The sequence below is a fragment of the Streptosporangium sp. H13245 genome, assembly GCF_055690525.1.
On the sequence record NZ_JBSZKT010000034.1, the window covers coordinates 76,204 to 97,261 of the forward strand.

The following is a 21,058-nucleotide window of genomic DNA, read 5'->3' on the forward strand; positions in this document are numbered from 1 at the left end:
GGGAACGGTAGCCCGGCGATGAACCACGGCAGGACACGGTTCGTCACGGGGTTCCTCGCGATCCCGGTGGCGCTCTACCTGATCTATGTGATCGCGCCCTACGCGCAGGCCTTCTACATCGCGTTCACCGACTGGCGCGGGGTGAACGCGACCCCGCGCCTCGTGGGGCTGGAGAACTTCCGGCGGCTGCTGGCCGACAACGTGTTCTGGCAGGCGGTCAGTCACAACCTTGTCCTGCTGGTCCTGATGCCGATCCTCACGCTCGGAATCGCGCTCTTCTTCGCCTTCCTGCTCAACGCGGGCGGGCGGGGCGGTACCGGTGGCATCTGGGGGTCGAAGTTCTACCGCGTGGTGTTCTTCTTCCCCCAGGTGCTGGCCGTCGCCGTGGTCGCCGTACTGTTCCAGCAGGTCTTCAGGCCCGACCGCAGCGGCATGCTCAACGCGCCGCTCATCGCCCTGGGGTTCGAGCCGGTCGGCTTCCTGTCCAGCACCGACGTCGCGTTCTGGTCGATCCTCGCCGTGCTGGTCTGGCAGGCGGTCGGCTTCTACGTCGTGCTCTTCTCGGCAGGCATCGCCTCCATCCCGCGCGACCTGTTCGAGGCGGCGGCGATCGACGGCGCCGGAGGGCCTCAGCTGTTCCTGCGGGTCACGCTGCCGCTGCTGTGGGACACCATCCAGGTCGGCTGGGTCTACCTCGGCATCGCGGCGCTGGACGTCTTCGCCATCGTGTGGGTGATGACGGCCGAGCACGGCGGTCCCGACCACTCCACGACCGTGATGGCGGCGGAGATCTACCGCACCGCCTTCCAGTACTTCAAGTTCGGCTACGCCTCCGCGATGGGCGTGGTGCTGTTCTTCTTCACCATCGGGTTCGCGGCGCTGGCCCTGCGCCTGTCGCGGCGTGAGCGGATCGAGTTCTAGTGGCGGACGTCGTGATTCCCCGGAGCAGGGCCCTCGCCCGCGAGGAGCGCAGGAGGCGCCTGGGGCCCCTGTCGGCCCTCACGCACGTCGCGCTGCTGGTCTGGACGGTCCTGGTCGTCGTGCCGATCGTGTGGACGTTCCTCGCGTCGGTGAAGAGCGAGGACGAGATCTTCGGCGACGCCTGGTCGCTGCCCGCCTCCCTCCGCCTCGACAACTGGGCCCGCGCCTGGGAGCAGGCGCACATCGGCCAGTACATGATCAACAGCATCGTCGTGGTGGCCTTCGGCACCCTCGGCACGATGCTGTTCGGCTCGATGGCCGCGTACGTGCTGGCCCGCTACCGCTTCCGGGGCAACCGGGCGATCTATCTGCTGTTCGTCTCCGGCCTGGCCTTCCCGGTCTACCTGGCGCTGACCCCGCTGTTCTTCGTCGTGCAGAACATGGGGACGGTCCCGGTGATCGGCCCGTTCATCGGCCTGAACACGCACGGCGGGCTGGTGCTGGTCTACATCGCCTACTCGCTGCCCTTCACCGTCTTCTTCCTCGCGGCCTTCTTCAGGACGCTGCCGGGAGCGGTGGCCGAGGCGGCCTTCGTGGACGGGGCCTCGCACGCCCGGGTGTTCTTCCAGATCATGCTGCCGATGGCGAAGCCGGGCATCGTCAGCGTGACCATCTTCAACGTGCTCGGCCAGTGGAACCAGTATCAGCTGCCCCTGGTCCTGCTCAACTCCGACCGGGACAAGTGGGTGCTCACCCAGGGGATCGCCGACATCTCCACGGCCGCGGGCTACGACGCCGACTGGTCGGCCCTGTTCGCCGCGCTGAGCATGGCCATCCTGCCCATGCTGATCGTCTACACGCTCTTCCAGAGCCAGATCCAGAAGGGCCTCACCGCGGGCGCGCTCAAGTAGATCGGGCAGGCGGGACGGTGTTCTTCCCGGACCGTGTGAGGGCGTCGAGCAGGCCGGGGAACGCCTCGTCCATCTCGGCGCGGCGGAGGGAGTTCATCCGCGAGGTCCCGGCGTAGTGCTGCCGGATCAGGCCCGCCTCGCGCAGCACCCTGAAGTGGTGGGTGGCGGTGGACTTGCTGACCGGCATGTCGAAGTCGCCGCACCTGATGGCCTCTCCGGCGGCGTGGAGCTGCGTGACGACGCTCCGGCGCACCGGATCGACGAGAGCCTCCAGCACCCGCTGGAGGTCGAACTGCGCCACCTGTGGATGCGGCGGTGTACGTCCCATGGCTCCCATAGTACGACCATCGTCAAAGTTTGACAGCCATCGTACTTATGCGTGACAGTGGACCGCGTTCACGGCGAGCGAAGGACGGTGGCATGGCGAGAACCGTGCGGTTCCACGAGATCGGCGGGCCCGAGGTGATGCGGCTGGAGGACCTGGAGACGGGCGAGCCCGGACCGGGCGAGGTGCGCATCCGGGTCGAGGCGATCGGGGTGAACAGGGCGGAGGCGCTGTTCCGCCGAGGCGAGTACATCGAGCCGGTGAAGAGCCTCCCCGGCAGGCTCGGCTCCGAGGCGGCCGGGGTGGTCGAGGCGGTCGGGCCTGGCGTGAGCGGGTTCGCGGAGGGGCAGCCGGTCAGCAGTGTTCCTGCGTTCTCGCAGAACGACTACGGCGTCTACGCCGAGCGGGCGATCGTTCCCGCGGCGGCGCTCCTGCACCGGCCCGACGGGATGGACGCGGTGTCCGGTGCCGCGGTGTGGATGCCCTACCTCACCGCGTACGGCGCGCTGGTGGAGGTGGGGGGAATGCGGGCGGGCGACGTGGTGGCGCTGAACGCCGCCTCCAGCGGCGTCGGCCTGGCCGCGATCCACACGGCGAACCGGGTGGGGGCGACGCCGATCGCCCTCACCCGCACCCGTGCCAAGGGGGAACGGCTGCTCAGGGAGGGGGCGGCCGAAGTGATCGTCTCCGACGAGGAGGACGTACCGGCCAGGCTGCTGGCCCTGACCGGCGGAAAGGGGGCCGAGTACGTCTTCGACGCCGTCGCCGGGCCGGGCGTGACCGACCTGGCACGGGCGGTGGCCCCGGGCGGCACCCTCCTCCTGTACGGGGCGCTGAGCGGGCGGCCGACCCCGTACCCGGGATTCGACCTGGGCATGCCCGCCCTCAACGTGCGGACCTACACGGTGCTGGAGACCACGAAGGACCCCCGGCGGCTGCGCCGGGCCGAGGCGTTCGTCACCTCGGGCCTGCGCGCCGGGGCCTTCCGCCCGGTGGTGGACCGCTTTTTCCCGCTGGAGGACGTCGTGGAGGCGCACCGGCACATGGAGTCCGGCCCCCGGTTCGGCAAGATCGTGGTCACCGTGCCCCGCTGACGGCGGCGCGGGACACCGATCGCCCTCACGGCGTACGAAGCGGTCGACACCTGCCCGCGCCCGCCGATTCGGGGCGGCGTGGGCACGTCCCCGGCGGGGCGCGTCCAGGCGGGGCGCGTCCGGGGAGAGGGGGTCCGGGTGGGGCGGGGCGGCATGTTCGGCGGCGGCTCCGCGATCAGGGTCGCTTGAGCCTCTCCTAAGGCTGCCTTCAGGTTCGATTGGCGCGAACGGGTTGACGGGCGGGGAGTGTTGGGGGGTAGGTTCGTTAGGAAAGTTTCCTAACGAGCAAGACGGGTCCCGCACAACCGGGATCACTTCTCCGCTCGCGTCCCTATCCCCGTCGTCCCCGTCCACGTTCTGGCCCCCAGCCCAGGAGAGCTCCCATGTGAGGCCGTTTCCCTCAGAAGAGCCTCCGGGCGTTCCTCCACCCCCTTCCCTGGAGAGACACGTGCCCTTCTCGTCGAACCCCCGTTCCGGCCGCCGTTCCCTGCGTTTCCTGCTGGCCTCGGCCGCGACCGCCGTCCCGGTCCTGATCGCCCCCGCCGGTGCCGGGCACGCCGCCACGCTCTCGCCCGCGTCGTTCTCTCCCGCCGGGCTGTCCGTGTCCTCCGCCGCGGTCGACCTCACCGACCCGCGCAAGAAGGACATCGCCATGCAGCTGGTGTCCAGCGCCGAGAACTCCTCGCTGAACTGGAAGGCGCAGTACAAGTACATCGAGGACATCGACGACGGCCGTGGCTACACCGCCGGGATCATCGGCTTCTGCTCCGGCACCGGGGACATGCTCGACCTCGTCGAGCGCTACGCCCAGCTCAAGCCGGGGAACGTGCTCGCCAAGTATCTTCCCGCCCTGCGCAAGGTCGACGGCACCGACTCCCACCAGGGCCTCGACCCGAACTACACCAAGGACTGGGCCACCGCCGCCAAGGACACGGTCTTCCAGCAGGCCCAGAACGAGGAACGCGACCGGGTCTACTTCAACCCCGCGGTCAGCCAGGCCAAGAAGGACGGCCTGCGCGCCCTCGGGCAGTTCGCCTACTACGACGCCATCGTCATGCACGGCGGCGGCACCGACCCCCAGAGCTTCGGCGCGATCCGCAAGAACGCCCTGAAGAAGGCGAAGCCCCCCGCGCAGGGCGGCGACGAGACGAAGTACCTGCACGCCTTCCTCGACGCCCGCAAGGTCGCGATGAAGGCCGAGGAGGCCCACGAGGACACCAGCCGCGTCGACACCGCCCAGCGCGTCTTCCTCAACAACGGCAACCTCGACCTCGACACCCCGCTGTCCTGGAAGGTCTACGGGGACCCCTTCAAGATCAGCTAACCCCCACCAAGGACCCCGGCGGCACCCCACCCCGCCGGGGTCCTTTCCTTGGCACCCTCGAATAACGAGAGTCGTCGATCGCCGGCTGCTGGCCGGGTCGTTGAAATACGGTCGGGCCACCGTCTCACCGATCGTCGGCGAGTAGCCGGCCGCCTCCCGGCGGAAAACACCCTGGCCGCCGGGCTGAAGGAAACCGTCCACCTGGCCAGATACCTGCCGGACCCAGCCTTCGGAAGGAAGATCTCGCGACAACCGAACAAGCGGGGATCGAGCCGACCCCGCTGGCGAGCTCGCTCCGTGATGGCCTGTGACAAGAGCCGGAACACGAGGTTCCCAACCCGGCGCTGGGACCCGTGACAGGCGTTCTGCTAGGCTGCCGACCGTTTGGTGTTGGATTTCCGGATGAGAGGGAGGTGAGGTTTGATGACCGCGGTGAAGACCGCTGCCATGCGCAGCGCCCGGACATTCCTCACGTCCCGGGCCCCGGTCTGACCCACTTCTTCCCCTCGCCATAGCCGTCCGGCTTGGGAGGCGGGGGTGATGCCTGCGTCTCGTCGGGGCCCCTTCCCGCAAGGTGTCTCACGTTGCCAAACCTCTTCACCGATCCATCCGGCGTCGGCCTGACCCGGTACGGATGGACGGAAACACTCGACAACGCCTTCGCCGAACACCGCGAGGCCGGTCTGGTACCGGCCCGGATCGCACGGGTGGATCGCGGCCTGTGTGACGCGGTCACCGAGTCCGGCCCGGTGCGGGCCGCCCTCACGGCGCTGTACTCTCCCGACCCGCTCCTGGCGCCCTGCACCGGCGACTGGGCCGCGCCGCGTCCGGGCCGCGAACCGGAGCTGGTGGCCCTGGCCGGACCGCTTCCGTCACGTCCGCGCGTGCTGGACATCGGCTGCGGGCCAGGCCGCGCCAGCCTGGTGCTGGCCGAGGAGGCCGCCGCCGAGGTCACCGCGATCGACCTGCACCAGCCGTTCCTCGACGAGCTGACGCGAGCCGCCGCCGCCTGCGGCGTCGGCCACGCCATCCGTACCGTTCGGGCGTCGATGGCGGATCTGCCCTTCCCCGATGAGAGCTTCGACCTGATCTGGGCTGAAGGATCCGCCTACCACATCGGCTTCGACACCGCGCTGCGCTCCTGGCGGCGGCTGCTCGCCCCCGGCGGCACGCTGGTCGTCACCGAATGCGAGTGGACCACCGATTCCCCGTCCGCCGAGGCGCGGGCGTTCTGGGACCGGCACTACCGGCTGCGCACCCAGGACCAGAACGCCGCCGCGGCGCGCGGCGCCGGATATTCCGTCGCCGCCTGGCACCCGCTCCCCGACAGCGACTGGTCCGAGGAGTACTACACGCCGCTGTCGGAACGAGCCCGCTCGGCCGACCTGACCGTGGCAGGGATGCGCGAAGCGGTCGCGGCCACCCTGCGAGAGATCACCATGCGCCACGAACACGGCACCGACTACCAGTACACCGGCTACGTCCTGCGCCCTCAGGCAAGCACAGAAACGGACTCGAACCTCCCCATGGCCACTTCCTGGATCACCCGCCCCGAGACCGCCGCCGACCTTGCCCAGATCCGCGAGGTGAACGTCGCCGCCTTCCCCACCTCTCACGAGGCCGACCTGGTCGAGGCCCTGCGCGCCGACCAGCAGGCGTGGATCCCCGGCCTGTCCTGGGTCACCGAGGCCCCCGACGGCTCCATCGCCGGATTCGCGCTGCTCACCCGCTGCCACGTCGACGGCGCTCCGGCGCTCACCCTGGGCCCGTGCGCCGTCAGGCCCGAGCAGCAGCGGAGCGGCGCCGGTTCCGCCGCGATCCACGCCGCCCTCGACGCCGCCCGTGAGCACGGCGAGAACCTCGTGCTCGTGCTCGGCCACGCCGAGTACTACCCGCGCTTCGGCTTCACCCCGGCCTCCGGCCACTCCATCCGGCCGCCCTTCGACGTCGAGGACAAGTACATGATGGCGCTCGTCTTCGACCCCACCCGGCCCGTGCCGACCGGCGTCATCCGCTACCCGGCGGCGTTCGGAGTCTGACCCGGGCCCTCCGGGACGAGACCACGGCCATCCAGGGGTTCGGGGCTCTCGGTAACTCCGGGGCCATTGTCGCTCCGTCCTGGTGACGCACGTACCCGGCGACCTGTCGGCGATGGAAACCCGATCGCCGGCAGGTTCGCCCGCCACCGGCCTCAAGGGCGAGCACCGGGTGCGAGCGCCTCGTGCCGCGACTCGGTCTCTTTCCGCGGGGATCGGCTCGCTGAAACCGATCACCGGCAGCGTCGTTCCGCCGCGGGACCGGAGTCTCCCCGGCGCGCCGGTTATCGGGTGGAGAGGTTTTTGAGGGCCTCGCGGCGGCTCAGGCCGCTGATCCGGGTGTGGTCGACGTAGCGGACCACCTCGCCGGGGTTCGTCTTGGCGTACTCGCGCAGGGCCCAGCCGATCGCCTTGCGGGCGAAGAAGTCGTTGTCGGACAGGCTCGGCTCGATGCAGGCGTACAGCAGGCCGGTGTCGGTGGCGGACTTGAAGCGGTTCTGGCTGAGGATGGCCGTACGGCGCTTCCACAGGTCGGTGCCGCGGGCCCAGCGGAGCATGAGGGGGCGCATGGTGTCGGGGAAGGCCGCGAGCAGGCCGCCGACGCGGTGGACGGCGAGCTCGTCGACGTAGTCCCACCAGGCTCCGGTGACGATCATCTCCTCGTACATCGGCAGCGCGTCGAGTGTCTGGAAAGCGCGGTAGAGGCGGAATCCGGTCAGCTCGATCGCCGCGTAGCGCTCCTCGCGGTACTCGGCCCCGCGCCACAGGGTCAGCGTCGCCTCCCGCCACGCGGACGCCGCCTCCACGGGGTAGTCGGCGAAGACCCGCTTCAGCGCGGTGCGGCGGGGCGCGGCCTGCACGCCGAGGAACGGCATCGACGACTTCATGTAGGCCCGCATGACCGGGGCCTTGGCGGGGTCGGCCACATCGGTGAGCGCCATTCGCACGGCTTTCTGCAGTATCTCCACGCTCGCCCACCACTTCCCGTTCGCTTCGCGGACGCTTGATTCTCACAGGCCGCGCCGCTCGCCGCGCCGGGTTCGGCGGGCGTCATACCTTCTGGCTACTCCGCTCGCCGGTCGCCAGGCCGTCGAACAGGACGGTGATGTAGTGCTCGGCGAGGCCGGTGGTGTTGAGACGGCCTCCCGGGCGGAACCAGCGCACCGCCACCCAGATGGTGTCGCGGATCATACGGTAGGTGAGCTTGGGGTCGACGTCGGCGCGGAACAGGCCGTCGGCCTGGCCGAGTTTGATCTGCCCGACCCACATGCGCTCGACCTCCTCCTCGGCCCTGACCAGGTAGTCGAAGCGGTCGCCGGGGAGTGACCTCAGGTAGTTCCAGTCGTTCTGCATGACGGTGATCGCCGCGCGGTGGGGCTCCAGCGTGCTGAACCCGATGCGCACCATCTCTGAGAGGATCGTGCGGGGATCGCCGTTCTTGTCCAGGGCGGCGCGGTAGCGGCCGACGAGGTCGTCGAGGAAGGTGGTCAGCACCTCGTCGACGATCGTCTCCTTGGAGTCGAAGTGGTGATAGAGGCTTCCGGACAGGATGCCCGCCTCCTCCGCGATCTCCCGGACGGTCGTCGCCTGGAAGCCCTTGCGGGCGAAGAGCTCGGCGGCGAGTTTGACGAGATGGTCGCGGCGCTCTGAGGCGGGGCCGGATGTGGCCGCGCGCTTGGTTCCACTCTGGCGTTTGACCGGGGTCGTGGTCGCGCCGCCGGAGTTCTTTCGCGTGTTCACGCCCCCATTATGAGCCCTTGCGCAATCGCTTGTTCACCTGAACGCGCCAGCTCACCCCCGCCCTCGCGCATGCTCCTCTCTCTGGCCAAATGCTTGCTACATCTGCCGCCGGGCGGGCGCGGAGGGGCCCGTACGAGGGGCGGGGTGCGCGTCGCCGGTGGGTCCGTGCTCCGGTGGATCGCGGGAGGAGAGGCCCGTACCGGGCGGCGGTGAGGTCTTGTACCCGGTGTCGCGTGGGGCATCTGAAATGGATTCGTCCCCTGGAGGGGGCTCGTCGTACGTGGCGGTCACGCGTTTCCCGCCCCTCTATCAGCGGACCTTTGACCCGTCCATCGTTCCGATCCGCAAAATCCTGAGCCGAAGGCCAATGGTCAGCCCACTAGCAATTAGGAAACTTTCCTATTAGATTTGCGCAGAGCCGCTGTGGGAGCGCTTTCCCGCAGGGGTCCGGTGACAACGTGGTGTCTGCGCGTCTTCGGCAGGAACGCCGACCGGCCGTCAGGCGAGGAGGGGTGAATGAAGCGCGGCCCAGAGCTGCTCCGCCTGGCGGAGACGGTCGTCTTTCCCGGCTTCGAGGGCAAGTCCCCGCCCGACTGGATACGACGCCGGCTCGGTGAGGGACTGGCCGGGGTGGTGCTCTTCTCCAGGAACATCGCCACCCCCTCCCAGGTCGCCGATCTCACGGCCGCGCTCCGCGAGGAGAATCCCCAGGTCCTGGTCGGCATCGACGAGGAGTCCGGTGAGGTCACCCGTCTGGAGGCCGTGGGCGGGAGCACCCGGCCGGGCAACTTCGCCCTCGGCGTGGTCGACGACACCGGCCTCACCGAGGAGCTCGCCGCCGACCTCGGCCGCGACCTGGCCCTGGCGGGGGTCAACCTCAACTTCGCCCCCTCGGCCGACGTGAACTCCAACCCCGACAACCCGGTCATCGGCCTGCGCTCCTTCGGCGCGGACCCCGACCTCGTCGCCCGGCACACCGTCGCCTGGATCCGGGGCATGCAGTCGGCGGGAGTGGCCGCCTGCGCCAAGCACTTCCCCGGCCACGGCGACACCTCGGTCGACTCCCACCACGGCGTGCCGCTCGTCGCCGCCACCCCGGAGGAACTGCGCGACGTGGCGCTGCGGCCCTTCCGCGCGGCCATTGAGCAGGGGGTACGCACGGTCATGACCGGGCACCTGCTCGTCCCCGCCCTGGACCCCGCGATGCCCGCCACCCTCAGCCGCCCGGTCCTGCACGACCTGCTCAGGGCCGAGCTGGGCTTCGAGGGCGTCATCGTCACCGACGGCATCGAGATGGCCGCCGTCTCCGGCCCGTACGGCATCGGCGGGGCCTCGGTCCTCGCCGTCGCCGGGGGCGCCGACGCGATCTGCGTGGGCGGCGAGCACGCGGACGAGGAGACCGCGATCGGGATCCGCGACGCGATCGTGGACGCCGTGATCGAGGGCAGGCTCTCCGAGGAGCGGCTCGCCGACGCCTCCCGGCGCGTCTGCGAACTCGCCCTCTGGGCCACGACCACCCACCGGAGCGCGCTCTCGCGCCCCGGCACCCCCGGCCGTCCCGGTGACCCGTCGATCGGCCTGACCGCCGCCCGGCGGGCCCTGCGGATCACCCGCCGCTCCGCGGCCACGGTGTTCCCCCTGCCTGCCCCGCCGCACGTCGTCGAGCTCGCCCCCGAGATGAACCTCGCCATCGAGAAGGACACCCCGTGGGGCGTCGGCGAGCCACTCGGCAAGCTCCTCCCCGGTACCACGGTCACCCGGCTGGTCGCCTCCACCGCCACCGGGGGCGCCATCGAGGCCGTGCTCGCCGCGGCGGCCGAGCGTCCCCTGGTCGTCGTCGTCCGCGACGCGCACCGCCACCCCTGGCAGGCCGACGCGCTCCGGCACCTCCTGGCCGCCCGCGCCGACGCGGTCGTGGTCGAGATGGGCCTGCCCGGCCGCTCCGACCTCGGCGCCGTCCACATCGCCACCCACGGGGCCTCCCGCGTCTGCGGCCAGGCCGCCGCCGAACTCCTCGCCGGAGACACGGGCACCGCCTGACCGGGAGCCCTCTCCCCGGAGTACGGTGCCTTTCGGTGCCTTTCGGTGCCTCTCGGGGTACGGCGGTGAGGATTCTGTCGGGGCGGGCTGCTTGAATCGCGGGATGAATGCGGCACAGTTGCTGGCGGACCAGCGGGAGATCCACGGGGTCGATCTGGCGGGGCTCTCGCTCGGCGACCATCTGACCGGTGACGGCCCCTACGTGTTCAGGGAGTGCGATCTCACCGGCGTGGACCTCGCCGGGGCGTCGCTGGTGGGGGCCTCGTTCGAGAAGTGCGTGCTGGAGCGGGCCGACTTCCGCCGTGCGGACCTGGACGGGGCGCGTTTCTCCGGCGGCGGGGGAGCGGGGCTCAGGTTCGCGAACGCCGAGCTCGTCGACGCGACCTTCACCGACGTCGACCTGTCGGGCGCGCGCTTCGAGCTGGCCCTGCTCACCGACGTCACCTTCACCGGCTGCCGCATGATCGGCGCGGTGCTGTCCGCCTGCCGGGGCACCGGTTACCGGTTCGACGGTTCCAACCTGGCGCTGGCCGACCTCACCGGCTGCTCACTGCGGGGCCTGCACCTGCGGGGCGTCCGTTTCGACGACGCCAACCTGTCGGGCTGTGACTTCACCAAGACCGTGTTCGAGGACTGCCGCCTGATCGGCGCCCGCACCGTCGAGACGGTCTTCACCAAGGCGGACCTGCGCGGCGCCGACCTCGGCGAGGTCGACGACACCCGGCTCCGTTCGCTGCGCGGAGCGGTCGTCAGCCCCACCCAGGCCGCCCTGATCCTCGCCGCCCGAGGTCTCACCGTGAACTGACGTTCCGATGCCCCCTCACGGCTTCACCGTTCCGATGCGACGTCGCATCTAGACATGAAAGGTGAACAACCGGGAAACTCTGCATGATTGCGGCGAAAGGGGCCATGGCATGGGCGGGATCTGTGACGGGCGGGTGGCGATCGTGACCGGCGCCGGACGCGGCATCGGCAGGGAGCACGCCCTGGAGTTCGCCAGGCAGGGGGCCAGGGTCGTGGTCAACGACCTCGGCACCGGCCGCGAGGGCGACGGGCGCTCCGCGAGTCCCGCCCTGGAGGTGGTCGAGGAGATCCGCGACCTGGGCGGCAGAGCCGTGGCCAACAGCGACGACGTCACCGAGTGGGACGGCGCGGCCCGCCTGGTCAAGATGGCGCTGAGCGCCTTCGGCCGGTTGGACGTGCTGGTCAACAACGCCGGGTTCGTCCGCGACCGGATGCTGGTCTCGATGACCGAGCAGGAGTGGGACGACGTGATCCGGGTCCACCTCAAGGGCCACTTCCTGCCGCTGCGGCACGCGGCTGCCCACTGGCGCGAACGGTCGGAGGCGGGCGACCCCGTGGACGCCCGGGTGATCAACACCTCCTCCGGGGCCGGGCTGTTCGGCGGCCTCGGACAGGGCAACCACTCCGCGGCCACGGCGGGCGTCGTGGCACTCGGCCAGACCGCCGCCGCGGAGCTCGGCCGCTACGGCGTCACGGTGAACACGATCGTCCCGGCCGCCCGTACCCGGATGACCGGGGAGGCCCCCGCCACGACGGCCGGGCCCGAGGGCGGCTTCGACGCCACGCACCCGGCCAACATCGCCCCCCTGGCGACCTGGCTCGGCTCGGCCGGGTCCCGGCACGTCACCGGCAGGGTCTTCGAGGTCGAGGGCGGGGCCGTCTCCCTCGCCGACGGCTGGCGCCACGGTCCCCGCGCCGACCGGGGAGCCCGCTGGGCCCCCGCCGACATCGGCGACGCCGTCGCCAAGCTCCTGATCGACGCCCCCGACCCGGAGCCCGTCCACGGGACCTGACCGGGTGGTGTTCAGTCGCCGACGCCTGACGGACCGCACCGTCGGATCAGACTCACGCCCGGCCGCCAGGTGAGATCAGACGGCTTTCGTACTCATGAGGCCCGCGGCGAACCTCCGGGGTATTCTGCACAACCGGAGGTTCACCGCGACCTCCCAGGGATCGGCCGCGGCCACAGACCTTCTGAGCTGCGGCCTCACCGTGAGGTCCTCATCGCCCCCACGGGGGTCGCACCATGATTCAGTCGCCCAGGTTCGCGAACAGCGCACCCAGGTCCTCATCGCCCCTGTGAGGGGTCACAGCTCATCCGCTCCAGCCGGGTGGCGGTCCTCGTCGTCCCGGCGAAGGTCCGCGACCGGATCCAGCGGGCCGACGTCGGCGGCGGGTGTCAGCGCGGCGCGTACGCCCTCGGCAGCCGCATGCCGCGGTCGGCCATGATCTGCCGGACGACGTCCGGGTAGTCGGTGATGATGCCGTCGATGCCCGTGTCCATGAGGGCCCTGATGGTGGCGGGGTCGTCGCAGGTCCACGGGATGACCTTCAGGCCACGCGCGTGCGCCGCCCGAACCATCGCCCTGTCGACGTAGAAGCGGAAGCCCGGGTCGCCGATCTTGCCGTTCTGCGGGAAGCCGTACACCGGAGACAGCGCCGTGACGCCGCGGATGGCGTCGGCGGCCTTCACGAAGTCGCCGCCGAAGTCGTCGGCGTCGAGCCCGCCGAGCCACGGCGAGGCGCCGGGCATGCCCACCTGCAGGAAGTCGTAGTTGGTCAGCGCCACCAGGGGCCAGGTGCGCGCGAGCCGGTGCATCTCCTTCAGCGCGCCCCAGTCGAAGGACTGGATGGTGACCTGGCGCTCGATCCCCGAGGCGCGGATCTCCTCGAACACCCGGCGGACGAACAGCTCGCGCGGCGCGGTCTGCTCCGGGGCGCCCGCCTCGACCTTGGTCTCGATGTTCAGCGTGACCTTTCTGGCGCGGTAGCTCTTGACGAGGTTCAGCACGTCCCTGAGCTCGACCATCCGGAAGCCGCGGATCACCTCCTGCCGGGGGAACCCGGGCAGCTGCTGGTATCCGCAGTCCATGGTCTTGATCTGGGCCAGGGTCAGGTCCTTGATGTACTTGCCGACGTACGGGTACATCGGGTCTCCGGGCGTGACCGGCGCGGTGTCACGGCACTTCTGGGCGCTGACCTGCCGGTCGTGGTTGACGACGACCTTCTCGTCCTTGGTGACGTGGGTGTCCAGCTCCAGGGTGCTGACCCCGAGACGCAGGGCCTTGGCGAAACCCTCCAGCGACGCCTCGGTCGTCAGGCCGAGGCCGCCGCGGTGGGCCTGGAGGTCGAAATCAGTCCGCTGGGGCCACCCGTGGGGGTGACCGGCCGTCGAGGCGTGGGCGGCTACCGGCATGGTGAGTGCCGGCACGAGGGCCAGGCTCACCAGAAGATTGCGAAGGTGCATGGGATGCTCCGCTCCGTTGGGACCGTCTGACCCTCGGGACGTTAGATCGGTGGCGGATCTCGATTACTGCCGTGACGTATTGAGGTCGTGAACGTTCACGGAACGCTCCTGACGACGGCCCCTGACGCCCCAACGCGACGGCGTGCGGACGGGCACCCACACGGCCCACACGACCGGCACGCCTCGCGCGGGCCGGAGGTACGGGGTCATAACCCGGCACCGCTTCTGGGTAAGGTGTCTTTTGTTTATTTGGTACTGACGTAGGGGATTTTCATGGGCGTCTCTGTGGCGTACGCGACCTTCGCCGATCCGGACGGGCTCGACGACGAGAAGGAGGTCGCCGTCGCGGCGTGGGCCGAGGAGGGGATCGCTGGGCAGATCGTGCGGTGGGACGACCCCGGGGCCGACTGGGCCGCGTTCGACGCCGTCGTGGTCCGTACGCCCTGGGACTACGTGGAGCGGCGGGCGGAGTTCCTCGCGTGGGCTCACCGGACGGAGTCGGTCACGCGACTGCTCAACCCGGCGGCCGTGCTGGAGCGCAACACCGACAAGACGTATCTGCGGGACCTGGGCGTGCCGTCCATCCCGACCTACTGGGTCGCACCGGGGGAGGCCGTGGACCTTCCCGCCCTGGACGAGTACGTGGTCAAGCCCTCGATCTCGGCGGGGGCCCGCGACACGATCAGGACCGGGGACCGGAAGGTGGCCGAGGCCCACGCGGCCCGGCTGGCCGCCGAGGGACGGACCGCGATGGTCCAGCCGTACCTGGACATGGTCGAGGCCGAGGGGGAGACCTCGATGCTGTATTTCGGCGGCCGGTTCAGCCACGCCGTCCGGCGCAACGCGATGCTGGTGGAGAGCGCCACCAGGCCGGGGCAGGGGAACGACCACGGGGAGCTTCGCGTCCCCGGCCCCGACCAGTTCGCCCTCGCCGAACGGGTGCTCGGCGAGTTCCCCGAGGTGCTCTACGCCCGGGTGGACCTGGTCCGCCTGGCCGACGGCAGCCCGGTCCTGATCGAGGTGGAACTCACCGAGCCGTACCTGTTCCTGCTGTACGCGCCGGAGGCCGCCGCCAACCTGGCGCGTGCCCTGGCGGAGGCGCTCTGACGTCCCGTACGAGGGGGGCGGCCGGAACACGGGTGCGTGACGGCGGGCTGTCGTCGCGTACGTGGCATGCCGTGTGAGGCGGCGGGACGCGCTCGGTTCACTTCAGGGTGTACTTGCACGTGTTCTCGCCGCCGTCGTTGGTGGCGACCTCCTGGCCGTCGACGAGAATGCGGCAGCTGGCCGGTTTGAGCATGCGGTTGGAGTCGCGGACCGCGCCGGGGATGATGGAGACCGGGTAGCCGACCTTCTGTTCGGCCTTGGTGAGCTCGACGGTCACGGTCTTCTTCCACGGGAGGGTGACATCCGACTCGCTGCCGTTGGTGTCGGCGAAATACGCGATCGGCTGGTAGATCCTGCCCTTGCCGTTCACCTCCAGCGTGACCTCGTAGGTCTTCGTCTGGGGTGCGGAGGACTCCGCGGGCGGCCGGCTCGACGGGGAGGTCGCGGTGGGGGGTGACGCGGGCGCCGCCTTGTCGGTGCCGCCACAGGCGGAAAGGGTCAGGGCGGCCATCGCAAGCAGTCCGACAACTCGCCTGTTCATCATCAACGAGGACATGGCGGTCAAGGCTATCGATCTCCATGAGCGGTCGTGCACGGTTCGGTGCCGCACACGTCAGGCAGGCGGACGATCGTCGGAAGACTGGGATGTTCGCCGGTGACGCGTTGGATCAGGAGTGGGACACCGCGCCGAGCTTCGCGATGTCGGGGACGTAGACGGTCATCCAGTGCGGACGCAGCCCGTAGTAGACCACCTCGTTGTCCCAGTCGAAGGAGTCGTCACCGTAGAAGTCCTTGAGGTACGCGAGCACGTCCGGCCAGTCGGCGGACGGCTCGCCGTCGTGGGGGTTGAGGATCTCCACCGTGCCGTGCGTGAACACGCCCAGGTTCTCCCCGCGCATGTGCGCGACGCTGGCGGCGGGGCGGGCGGCGAGGTGGCGGGCCTTGGCGGCGTCGCGCGCCGTGCCGAAGTACCACTTTCCATGCAGGAAATGCCCGTCCACCCCGCTGATCCTCGGCTCGCCCTTCGCCGTCACGGTGGACAGGGCGAGGGTGCACATGCCGGTCAGGATCTGGGTGAGCTGCCTCGCGGTCAGGGTGCTCTCGGCGACGATCGAGCGGAGGTGCGAGGTGGAGCTGGAGAGGGAGGCTTCGAGGAGGGCCTGGAGCTCCTTGAGCTCTTCCGGAGTTTCGCGCATCGGGGTCCTTGTCTGTCCGTCGGCCCGGCTCCGCGCGCGTGTCGACGCGGACCGGTGAAACCATCTTCGACGCAAACCCCGACACCCTTTGTCATGTTTCATCGATGGCGGCGCGGGAGTTCAGGCCAATCAGCGCAGCCCGCGGAAGAAGCTGCGGATGTCGTCGACCAGCAGGTCCGGGGCGTCGTGCGCGGCGAAGTGGCTGCCGGTGTCGTAGACGTTCCACGACACGATGTTCTTGTGGTCGCGTTCGGCGAACGGCCGGATCGACTGGAAGTCCCCGGCGAAGTTCGCCAGCCCGAGCGGCACGGTGGTGGGTTCGACCGGCGTGCCGGTGGCGTGGAAGTCCTCGTAGTAGAGGCGGGCCGATGACGCGGCGGTGTTGGTCAGCCAGTAGATCGTCGTGTTGGTCAGCACGTAGTCCGGGTCGAGGGACGGGCCGAGCAGCTGCGCGTTCCAGCCCAGCTGCCCCACCGGCGAGTCGGCCAGGGCGTGGGCCAGGGTCTGCGGCGCGGTGGACTGCAGCTTGTCGTAGGCGCCGCCGTTGTCCAGCCACCATTGCAGGAACTCGACCTTCTTCCGGTCCTCCTCGGACAGGTCGGCGAACTCGGCCGGGTCGCCGGAGGGGAAGGAGAAGACCTGGGTGACGTGCACGCCGACGACGTGCCCGGGATCGTGGCGGCCGACCTCGGGCGAGATGAGCGAACCGGCGTCGTTGCCGTGCGCGCCGTAGCGCTCGTACCCGAGGCGGCGCATCAGCTCGGCCCACGCCCTGGCGACCCGGTACCGGTCCCAGCCGCGCTCGGTGGTGGGGCCGGAGAAGCCGAACCCGGGAATCGACGGGATCACCAGGTGGAAGGCGTCGGCCGGGTCGCCGCCGTGGGCTCGCGGGTCGCTCAGCGGGCCGATCACGTCCAGGTACTCGACGACCGTGGTCGGCCAGCCGTGGGTGAGCAGCAGCGGTGTGGCGTCCGGCTCGGGCGAGCGGACGTGCAGGAAGTGGATGTTCTGGCCGTCGATGGTCGTGGTGAACTGCGGGTGGGAGTTGAGCCTCGCCTCCCAGGCGCGCCAGTCGTACCCGTCGCGCCACCGCTGGACGAGGCCCCGCAGGTGCCGCAGTGAGACGCCGTAGTCGGTGCCGGCGTCGGGCAGCTCGTCGGCCCAGCGGACCCGGGCCAGGCGCTCGGTCAGCTCGTCGAGGTCGGCCTGCGGGATGTCGACGCGGAATTCGCGGATCTCGGTCATGTCCTCGACTCTTCCGTACCATTAGGAAGGGTTCGCTCCTAATGATCTGGGATTCTTGGATCATGTTGGAAACCTCCGCCCGCCTCCTGCGGCTGCTCTCCCTCCTGCAGACCTCACGCGAGTGGAACGGCGCCGAGCTCGCCGAGCGCCTCGGGGTGAGCGGGCGGACCGTCCGTGCCGATGTGGAGCGCCTGCGCACCCTCGGCTACCCGGTGCTGGCCACGCGCGGCTCGACCGGCGGTTACCGGCTCGGCGCGGGCGCGGCCCTGCCGCCGCTGCTGCTCGACGACGAGGAGGCGGTCGCGGTCACCGTCGGCCTGCGGACCGCGACCGGCGACGCCATCGCGGGGATCGAGGAGGCGTCCCTGCGGGCGCTGGCGAAGCTGGAGCAGGTGCTGCCGTCCCGGCTGCGCCGCAGGGTCAACGCCCTGCAGACCTACACGGTGCCGGTGCCCCGCGACGACGCCGCCCCCAGCGTCGCCCCCTCGATCCTGACCACCCTGGCCGCGCTCTGCCGCGACCGGGAACGGCTCCGGTTCGACTACCGCGACCACGCCGGTACGGCCACGGCGCGCGTCGCCGAGCCGTACCGGCTCATCAACTGGGGCCGCCGCTGGTACCTGCTGGCCTGGGACGTCGAGCGGGACGCCTGGCGTACCTTCCGCGTCGACCGGATACACCCCCGCACCCCGACCGGCCCCCGCTTCACCCCGCGCGAGCTGCCCGACGATGTCGCCGCCTACGTGTCCCACCGGGTGTCCGCCGCGGCCTGGCGCTACCGGGCGGAGGTCATCGTGCACGCGCCGGCCGACGTCATCGCCGACCGGATCAGCCCGGCGGCCGGAACGGTCGAACGCCTCGACGAGCACACCTGCGTCCTGCACACCGGCGCGGACACGGTCGAGACCCTCGGCGTCTACCTGGGCCTGCTCGGCGAGGAGTTCCGCGTCACCGGGCCGCCGGAGCTCCTCGCGCACCTGAGCCGCCTCGCGGGCCGGTACGCGCGGGCGGCCAGCTGACCCGGCAGGATCGGCGCGGCCGCGCTGGGCTGACCTCCCCAGCGCGGCCGGCCCGGATCCGGGCGACGTGCCGCTGTTACTGGGGCATCACCACCGCGAGCGGGGAGACCCCGGCGGTGCGCAGGGCGTCGGGGAGCTTCCTGGCCCAGGGGTGTTCGTGCGGGTCGAGCTCCTCGGGGTTGGCGATCGTGAACCGGATCGCTCCGCCGGTGGCGGGCTGCTCGGTCCAGGTGGCGCCGAAGCCCTTCAGTGCCCCGGTGACCTTGTCACGGTCGGACGCGGGGACCGTGACGCGGATCGGCGACCCGCGGTCCGGGATGGCCTCGGCGGCCTTGGAGGCGTCGGGGGCGGGGGCGAGCGCCCGCGCCCGCGCGGAGGCGGACGGCAGGTCGGCGGTGATCGCGTTGGAGATGATCTTCATCGTGCCGTCGGTGAAGGCGCGGAAGTTCGGGTCGGCGGCGAACAGCACCGCGTGACCGTCGCCCACGGGCTCGTCGACCGCGGCCGCCGTCCCGCCGAGCTCCTCGGCGCCCAGCGCGAAACCGGACTGGTACCAGTCGGGGGAGTTCGTGGCCGGGTAGGAGGACACCACGTGCGCGGGGTTGGCGGCACGCATGATCAGGTCGTACGCGTAGAACTGCATCACGCTCGGCCCGACGCCCTTGCTCAGCGGACCCTGGGCCACGGTGGTGCGGAAGAGCGTACCGGGGACGTCCGAGGTCGGCTCGGCCAGCGTCACGCTGGAGACACCGGCCAGTACGGCGAGCTGGGTGCCGCCCGCCCAGCCGACGTACCGTCCGCCGCCGTTGACCCAGTCGCGCAGCGCGGCGCGCCCGGCGTCGCCGAGGGTGGTGTTCGCCGCGTTGGCGGAGCCGTCGGGCACGAGCACCACGTCCAGCCCGGTCAGCTTGCCCGCGGCGACGTCGGCCGGGGTGAGCACCGTGTAGGGCAGCTTCCAGTCGCGGTCGAGGCGGTGCCGCAGCCAGCCGGAGGACTCGGCCGCGTTCTGCGCGGTGCCGCCGGACAGCTGCAGGACCCCGATCTTGCGGGAGGTGGTGACCTTGGTCGACGGGGCGCCCACCGGCTGGACCGGCGTCGCGAGGGGCAGCAGCACCTGGCCGGAGGACCCGCCGGAGACGTTGCCGAGCAGCGGCATGCTCCACGCGGTCACGTCGTAGAAGTACGGGAACGGCGTGTAGGTGTCCTCGTTCAGCATGGCCTGGATCCAGTGCTTCTGGCCCTGGGCCATCGGGATCCAGTAGGTGCCCCTGGGCAGGGTGGTCCTCGCCTCGGGCTTGCCGTACGCCTTGAAGTCCTTGACCGTCAGCGGCAGGGCCAGCTTGAACACCTGGACGTCCATGCGCTGGAGCCGCCGTACGATCAGCTCGGTCTCGGCCTTCTTGGCCGGGTCGTCGGCGCGCAGGAAGTAGTGGCGGACCTTACGGTCGGGGACCTGGGTGATGACCTCGTTGCCCGGGTTGTAGACCTGGTTCGGCTCCAGCTTGCCGTCGAGCCCCTGCTTGAGCGCGTCGGCGTACATGCGGTGCCAGGTGGTGAGGATCTCGGTCTTCTTGGCCGCCGCGGCCGAGAGCGAGACCCACTGGGTGAGCCACTGCTCGAAGGCCCGGGTGGCGATCGGGGAGGCGCTCCCCTTCTCGAACGTCATGCCCGCGGCGTTGAACCCGGCCGTCGGGACCGTGTCGCCGTAGCCCATGTAGAACATGTCGTAGACGTCGCGGTTGAAGAACGGGATCCCGCGCCGGGTGAAGTCGTCGATTATCGCGGCGCCGTAGGTGTTGTTGATCCAGTCGATCGCCGGTTCGGCGATGTCGTGGTAGAACGGGTCGGCGTTCGGCGGGAAGAAGAACTCGGTGCCGCCCATCTCGTGGGCGTCGATGAAGAGCTGCGGCGGATACTTGCGCATCAGCTCGATCTTGCCGTCGGTCTCCGGCTGGGTCCGCGCGAACCAGTCCCGGTTCATGTCGAACGAGTAGGCGTTGCGCCGGGTGTCGGCCTCGCGGCCGTCGGGGTTCTGCGTCGGCAGGATCACCACGATGGCGTTGTCGAGGATCCGCTTGGCCGCGCAGTCGTCCCGCCCCGCCAGGTCGTGCAGGGTCCTCAGGGCCGCGTCGGTGCCGCTCTCCTCGCCGCCGTGCACGTTTCCGGCGATCCACAGGATCGCGGGCGTGTTCCTGGCGAGGACCTTCGCCGCGGAGGAGGGGGTGAGGGGGTTGCGCAGCAGCTTGATCGAGGTCTCGATCGCGCGCAGGTTCCTGATGTTGTTCGAGGTGCCGACGATCGCGTACTTCAGCGGGCGTCCCTCGGCGGTCGTGGCCAGGGTGCCGGAGACGACCCGGTCGCTGGCCCTGTCGATCGCGGTGAGCAGGGTGTCGGACTCGGCCGAGGTGACCTCCCGCTCGCCGAGCTCGAAGCCGAGAACGCTCTTCGGCGTCGGCACCTTGCCGTTGTAGGCGGGGGGAGTCTGGGTAGCGTCGCAGGTGGTCACGGAGGGTGCGGCCGGAGTGGGATCCGCCTGGGCGGCTCCGGCGGGAAGAGCGATGACGACGGCCAGTACGGCCGGTGCCATCACCTTGAAACGCTTCAGCATGAAGTAAAGCTGTCATCTGAAAGAAATGACGGCAAGGGATAAAATTTTACACTTGTGTTACGGATGGGGCTTTTGTGGCCAGATATCCAGAAGATCTGGTCGTGAGCGAAGAGTCCGGTGGGGTGAGGGATCCGGCCCGTGGGACGCGTTCGTCGCCGTCGGGGGCGGGTCGAGCATCGACACCGCCAAGGCGGTCAACCTGCTCACCACCAACCCGGGCG

At 70.3% G+C, this 21,058-nt stretch carries 18 protein-coding genes and 1 pseudogene; 11 read left to right on the top strand and 8 right to left on the bottom strand.

Going from position 1 to position 21,058, the window contains the following annotated elements:
* Positions 1–18 precede the first annotated feature (18 nt).
* Both ACW9TB_RS31815 and ACW9TB_RS31820 read left to right on the top strand, forming a co-directional pair.
* Positions 19–921 (top strand): carbohydrate ABC transporter permease, encoded by a 903-nt coding sequence (locus ACW9TB_RS31815; RefSeq protein ID WP_472751791.1) that lies wholly within the window; start codon positions 19–21, stop codon positions 919–921.
* Complete coding sequence (locus ACW9TB_RS31820; RefSeq protein ID WP_472751792.1) at positions 921–1,832, top strand: carbohydrate ABC transporter permease; 912 nt, start codon at positions 921–923, stop codon at positions 1,830–1,832. The genes ACW9TB_RS31815 and ACW9TB_RS31820 overlap by 1 nt, the downstream gene beginning before the upstream one ends.
* Here the strand turns inward: ACW9TB_RS31820 and ACW9TB_RS31825 are convergent.
* A complete protein-coding gene (locus ACW9TB_RS31825) occupies positions 1,825–2,160 on the bottom strand; it encodes an ArsR/SmtB family transcription factor (RefSeq protein ID WP_472751793.1) in 336 nt (111 codons plus the stop codon). The genes ACW9TB_RS31820 and ACW9TB_RS31825 overlap by 8 nt on opposite strands.
* A gap of 92 nt (positions 2,161–2,252) precedes the next feature.
* Between ACW9TB_RS31825 and ACW9TB_RS31830 the strand changes: the two genes are divergently transcribed.
* From ACW9TB_RS31830 to ACW9TB_RS31845, 4 genes and pseudogenes are all read left to right on the top strand, one after another.
* Positions 2,253–3,251 (top strand): zinc-dependent alcohol dehydrogenase family protein, encoded by a 999-nt coding sequence (locus ACW9TB_RS31830; RefSeq protein ID WP_472751794.1) that lies wholly within the window; start codon positions 2,253–2,255, stop codon positions 3,249–3,251.
* 448 nt (positions 3,252–3,699) lie between these two features.
* Entirely contained in the window at positions 3,700–4,575 is an 876-nt protein-coding gene (locus tag ACW9TB_RS31835) for a chitosanase (protein WP_472751795.1), read from the top strand.
* 884 nt (positions 4,576–5,459) lie between these two features.
* A pseudogene (locus ACW9TB_RS31840) lies at positions 5,460–5,816 on the top strand (class I SAM-dependent methyltransferase); the annotation flags it as partial.
* Positions 5,817–6,101: 285 nt separating this feature from the next.
* Positions 6,102–6,614, top strand: a complete 513-nt coding sequence (locus ACW9TB_RS31845) for a GNAT family N-acetyltransferase (protein ID WP_472751810.1) — start codon at positions 6,102–6,104, stop codon at positions 6,612–6,614.
* Between the two features lie 281 nt (positions 6,615–6,895).
* Here the strand turns inward: ACW9TB_RS31845 and ACW9TB_RS31850 are convergent, their stop codons facing one another.
* Both ACW9TB_RS31850 and ACW9TB_RS31855 read right to left on the bottom strand, forming a co-directional pair.
* Positions 6,896–7,579, bottom strand: a complete 684-nt coding sequence (locus ACW9TB_RS31850) for a DNA alkylation repair protein (protein WP_472751796.1) — start codon at positions 7,577–7,579, stop codon at positions 6,896–6,898.
* Between the two features lie 82 nt (positions 7,580–7,661).
* Complete coding sequence (locus tag ACW9TB_RS31855; RefSeq protein ID WP_472751797.1) at positions 7,662–8,351, bottom strand: TetR/AcrR family transcriptional regulator; 690 nt, start codon at positions 8,349–8,351, stop codon at positions 7,662–7,664.
* Between the two features lie 516 nt (positions 8,352–8,867).
* On the opposite strand from ACW9TB_RS31855, the gene ACW9TB_RS31860 reads away from it, so the two are divergent.
* The 3 genes from ACW9TB_RS31860 (at position 8,868) to ACW9TB_RS31870 (ending at position 12,208) form a co-directional block, all read left to right on the top strand.
* A complete protein-coding gene (locus tag ACW9TB_RS31860; RefSeq protein WP_472751798.1) occupies positions 8,868–10,391 on the top strand; it encodes a glycoside hydrolase family 3 protein in 1,524 nt (507 codons plus the stop codon).
* A 103-nt stretch (positions 10,392–10,494) separates the two neighbouring features.
* Positions 10,495–11,196, top strand: a complete 702-nt coding sequence (locus tag ACW9TB_RS31865; RefSeq protein WP_472751799.1) for a pentapeptide repeat-containing protein — start codon at positions 10,495–10,497, stop codon at positions 11,194–11,196.
* 109 nt (positions 11,197–11,305) lie between these two features.
* Positions 11,306–12,208, top strand: coding sequence for an SDR family oxidoreductase (locus ACW9TB_RS31870; RefSeq protein ID WP_472751800.1), 903 nt, complete (start codon positions 11,306–11,308; stop codon positions 12,206–12,208).
* A 386-nt stretch (positions 12,209–12,594) separates the two neighbouring features.
* Here ACW9TB_RS31870 and ACW9TB_RS31875 read toward each other — a convergent pair whose 3' ends face one another.
* Positions 12,595–13,662 carry a glycerophosphodiester phosphodiesterase family protein gene (locus tag ACW9TB_RS31875; protein WP_472751801.1) on the bottom strand — a complete coding sequence of 356 codons (1,068 nt, stop codon included), beginning with the start codon at positions 13,660–13,662 and terminating at the stop codon, positions 12,595–12,597.
* A gap of 273 nt (positions 13,663–13,935) precedes the next feature.
* Between ACW9TB_RS31875 and ACW9TB_RS31880 the strand changes: the two genes are divergently transcribed.
* Entirely contained in the window at positions 13,936–14,769 is an 834-nt protein-coding gene (locus ACW9TB_RS31880; protein ID WP_472751802.1) for an ATP-grasp domain-containing protein, read from the top strand.
* 97 nt (positions 14,770–14,866) lie between these two features.
* Here ACW9TB_RS31880 and ACW9TB_RS31885 read toward each other — a convergent pair whose 3' ends face one another.
* The 3 genes from ACW9TB_RS31885 to ACW9TB_RS31895 all read right to left on the bottom strand — a co-directional run bounded on the left by ACW9TB_RS31885 (position 14,867) and on the right by ACW9TB_RS31895 (position 17,210).
* Positions 14,867–15,325, bottom strand: coding sequence for a hypothetical protein (locus ACW9TB_RS31885; RefSeq protein ID WP_472751803.1), 459 nt, complete (start codon positions 15,323–15,325; stop codon positions 14,867–14,869).
* A 112-nt stretch (positions 15,326–15,437) separates the two neighbouring features.
* Positions 15,438–15,965, bottom strand: coding sequence for a pyridoxamine 5'-phosphate oxidase family protein (locus ACW9TB_RS31890; protein WP_472751804.1), 528 nt, complete (start codon positions 15,963–15,965; stop codon positions 15,438–15,440).
* A gap of 129 nt (positions 15,966–16,094) precedes the next feature.
* The gene (locus ACW9TB_RS31895; RefSeq protein ID WP_472751805.1) at positions 16,095–17,210 is read right to left on the bottom strand and encodes an epoxide hydrolase family protein; all 1,116 of its coding nucleotides are present in this window, start codon (positions 17,208–17,210) and stop codon (positions 16,095–16,097) included.
* Positions 17,211–17,272: 62 nt separating this feature from the next.
* Here ACW9TB_RS31895 and ACW9TB_RS31900 point away from each other — a divergent pair, with 62 nt between their 5' ends.
* Positions 17,273–18,229: a helix-turn-helix transcriptional regulator gene (locus tag ACW9TB_RS31900; protein ID WP_472751806.1), complete on the top strand. Its 957-nt coding sequence runs from the start codon at positions 17,273–17,275 to the stop codon at positions 18,227–18,229.
* A 76-nt stretch (positions 18,230–18,305) separates the two neighbouring features.
* Here the strand turns inward: ACW9TB_RS31900 and ACW9TB_RS31905 are convergent, their stop codons facing one another.
* The gene (locus ACW9TB_RS31905; protein WP_472751807.1) at positions 18,306–20,837 is read right to left on the bottom strand and encodes a M14 family zinc carboxypeptidase; all 2,532 of its coding nucleotides are present in this window, start codon (positions 20,835–20,837) and stop codon (positions 18,306–18,308) included.
* Positions 20,838–21,058: the final 221 nt, after the last annotated feature.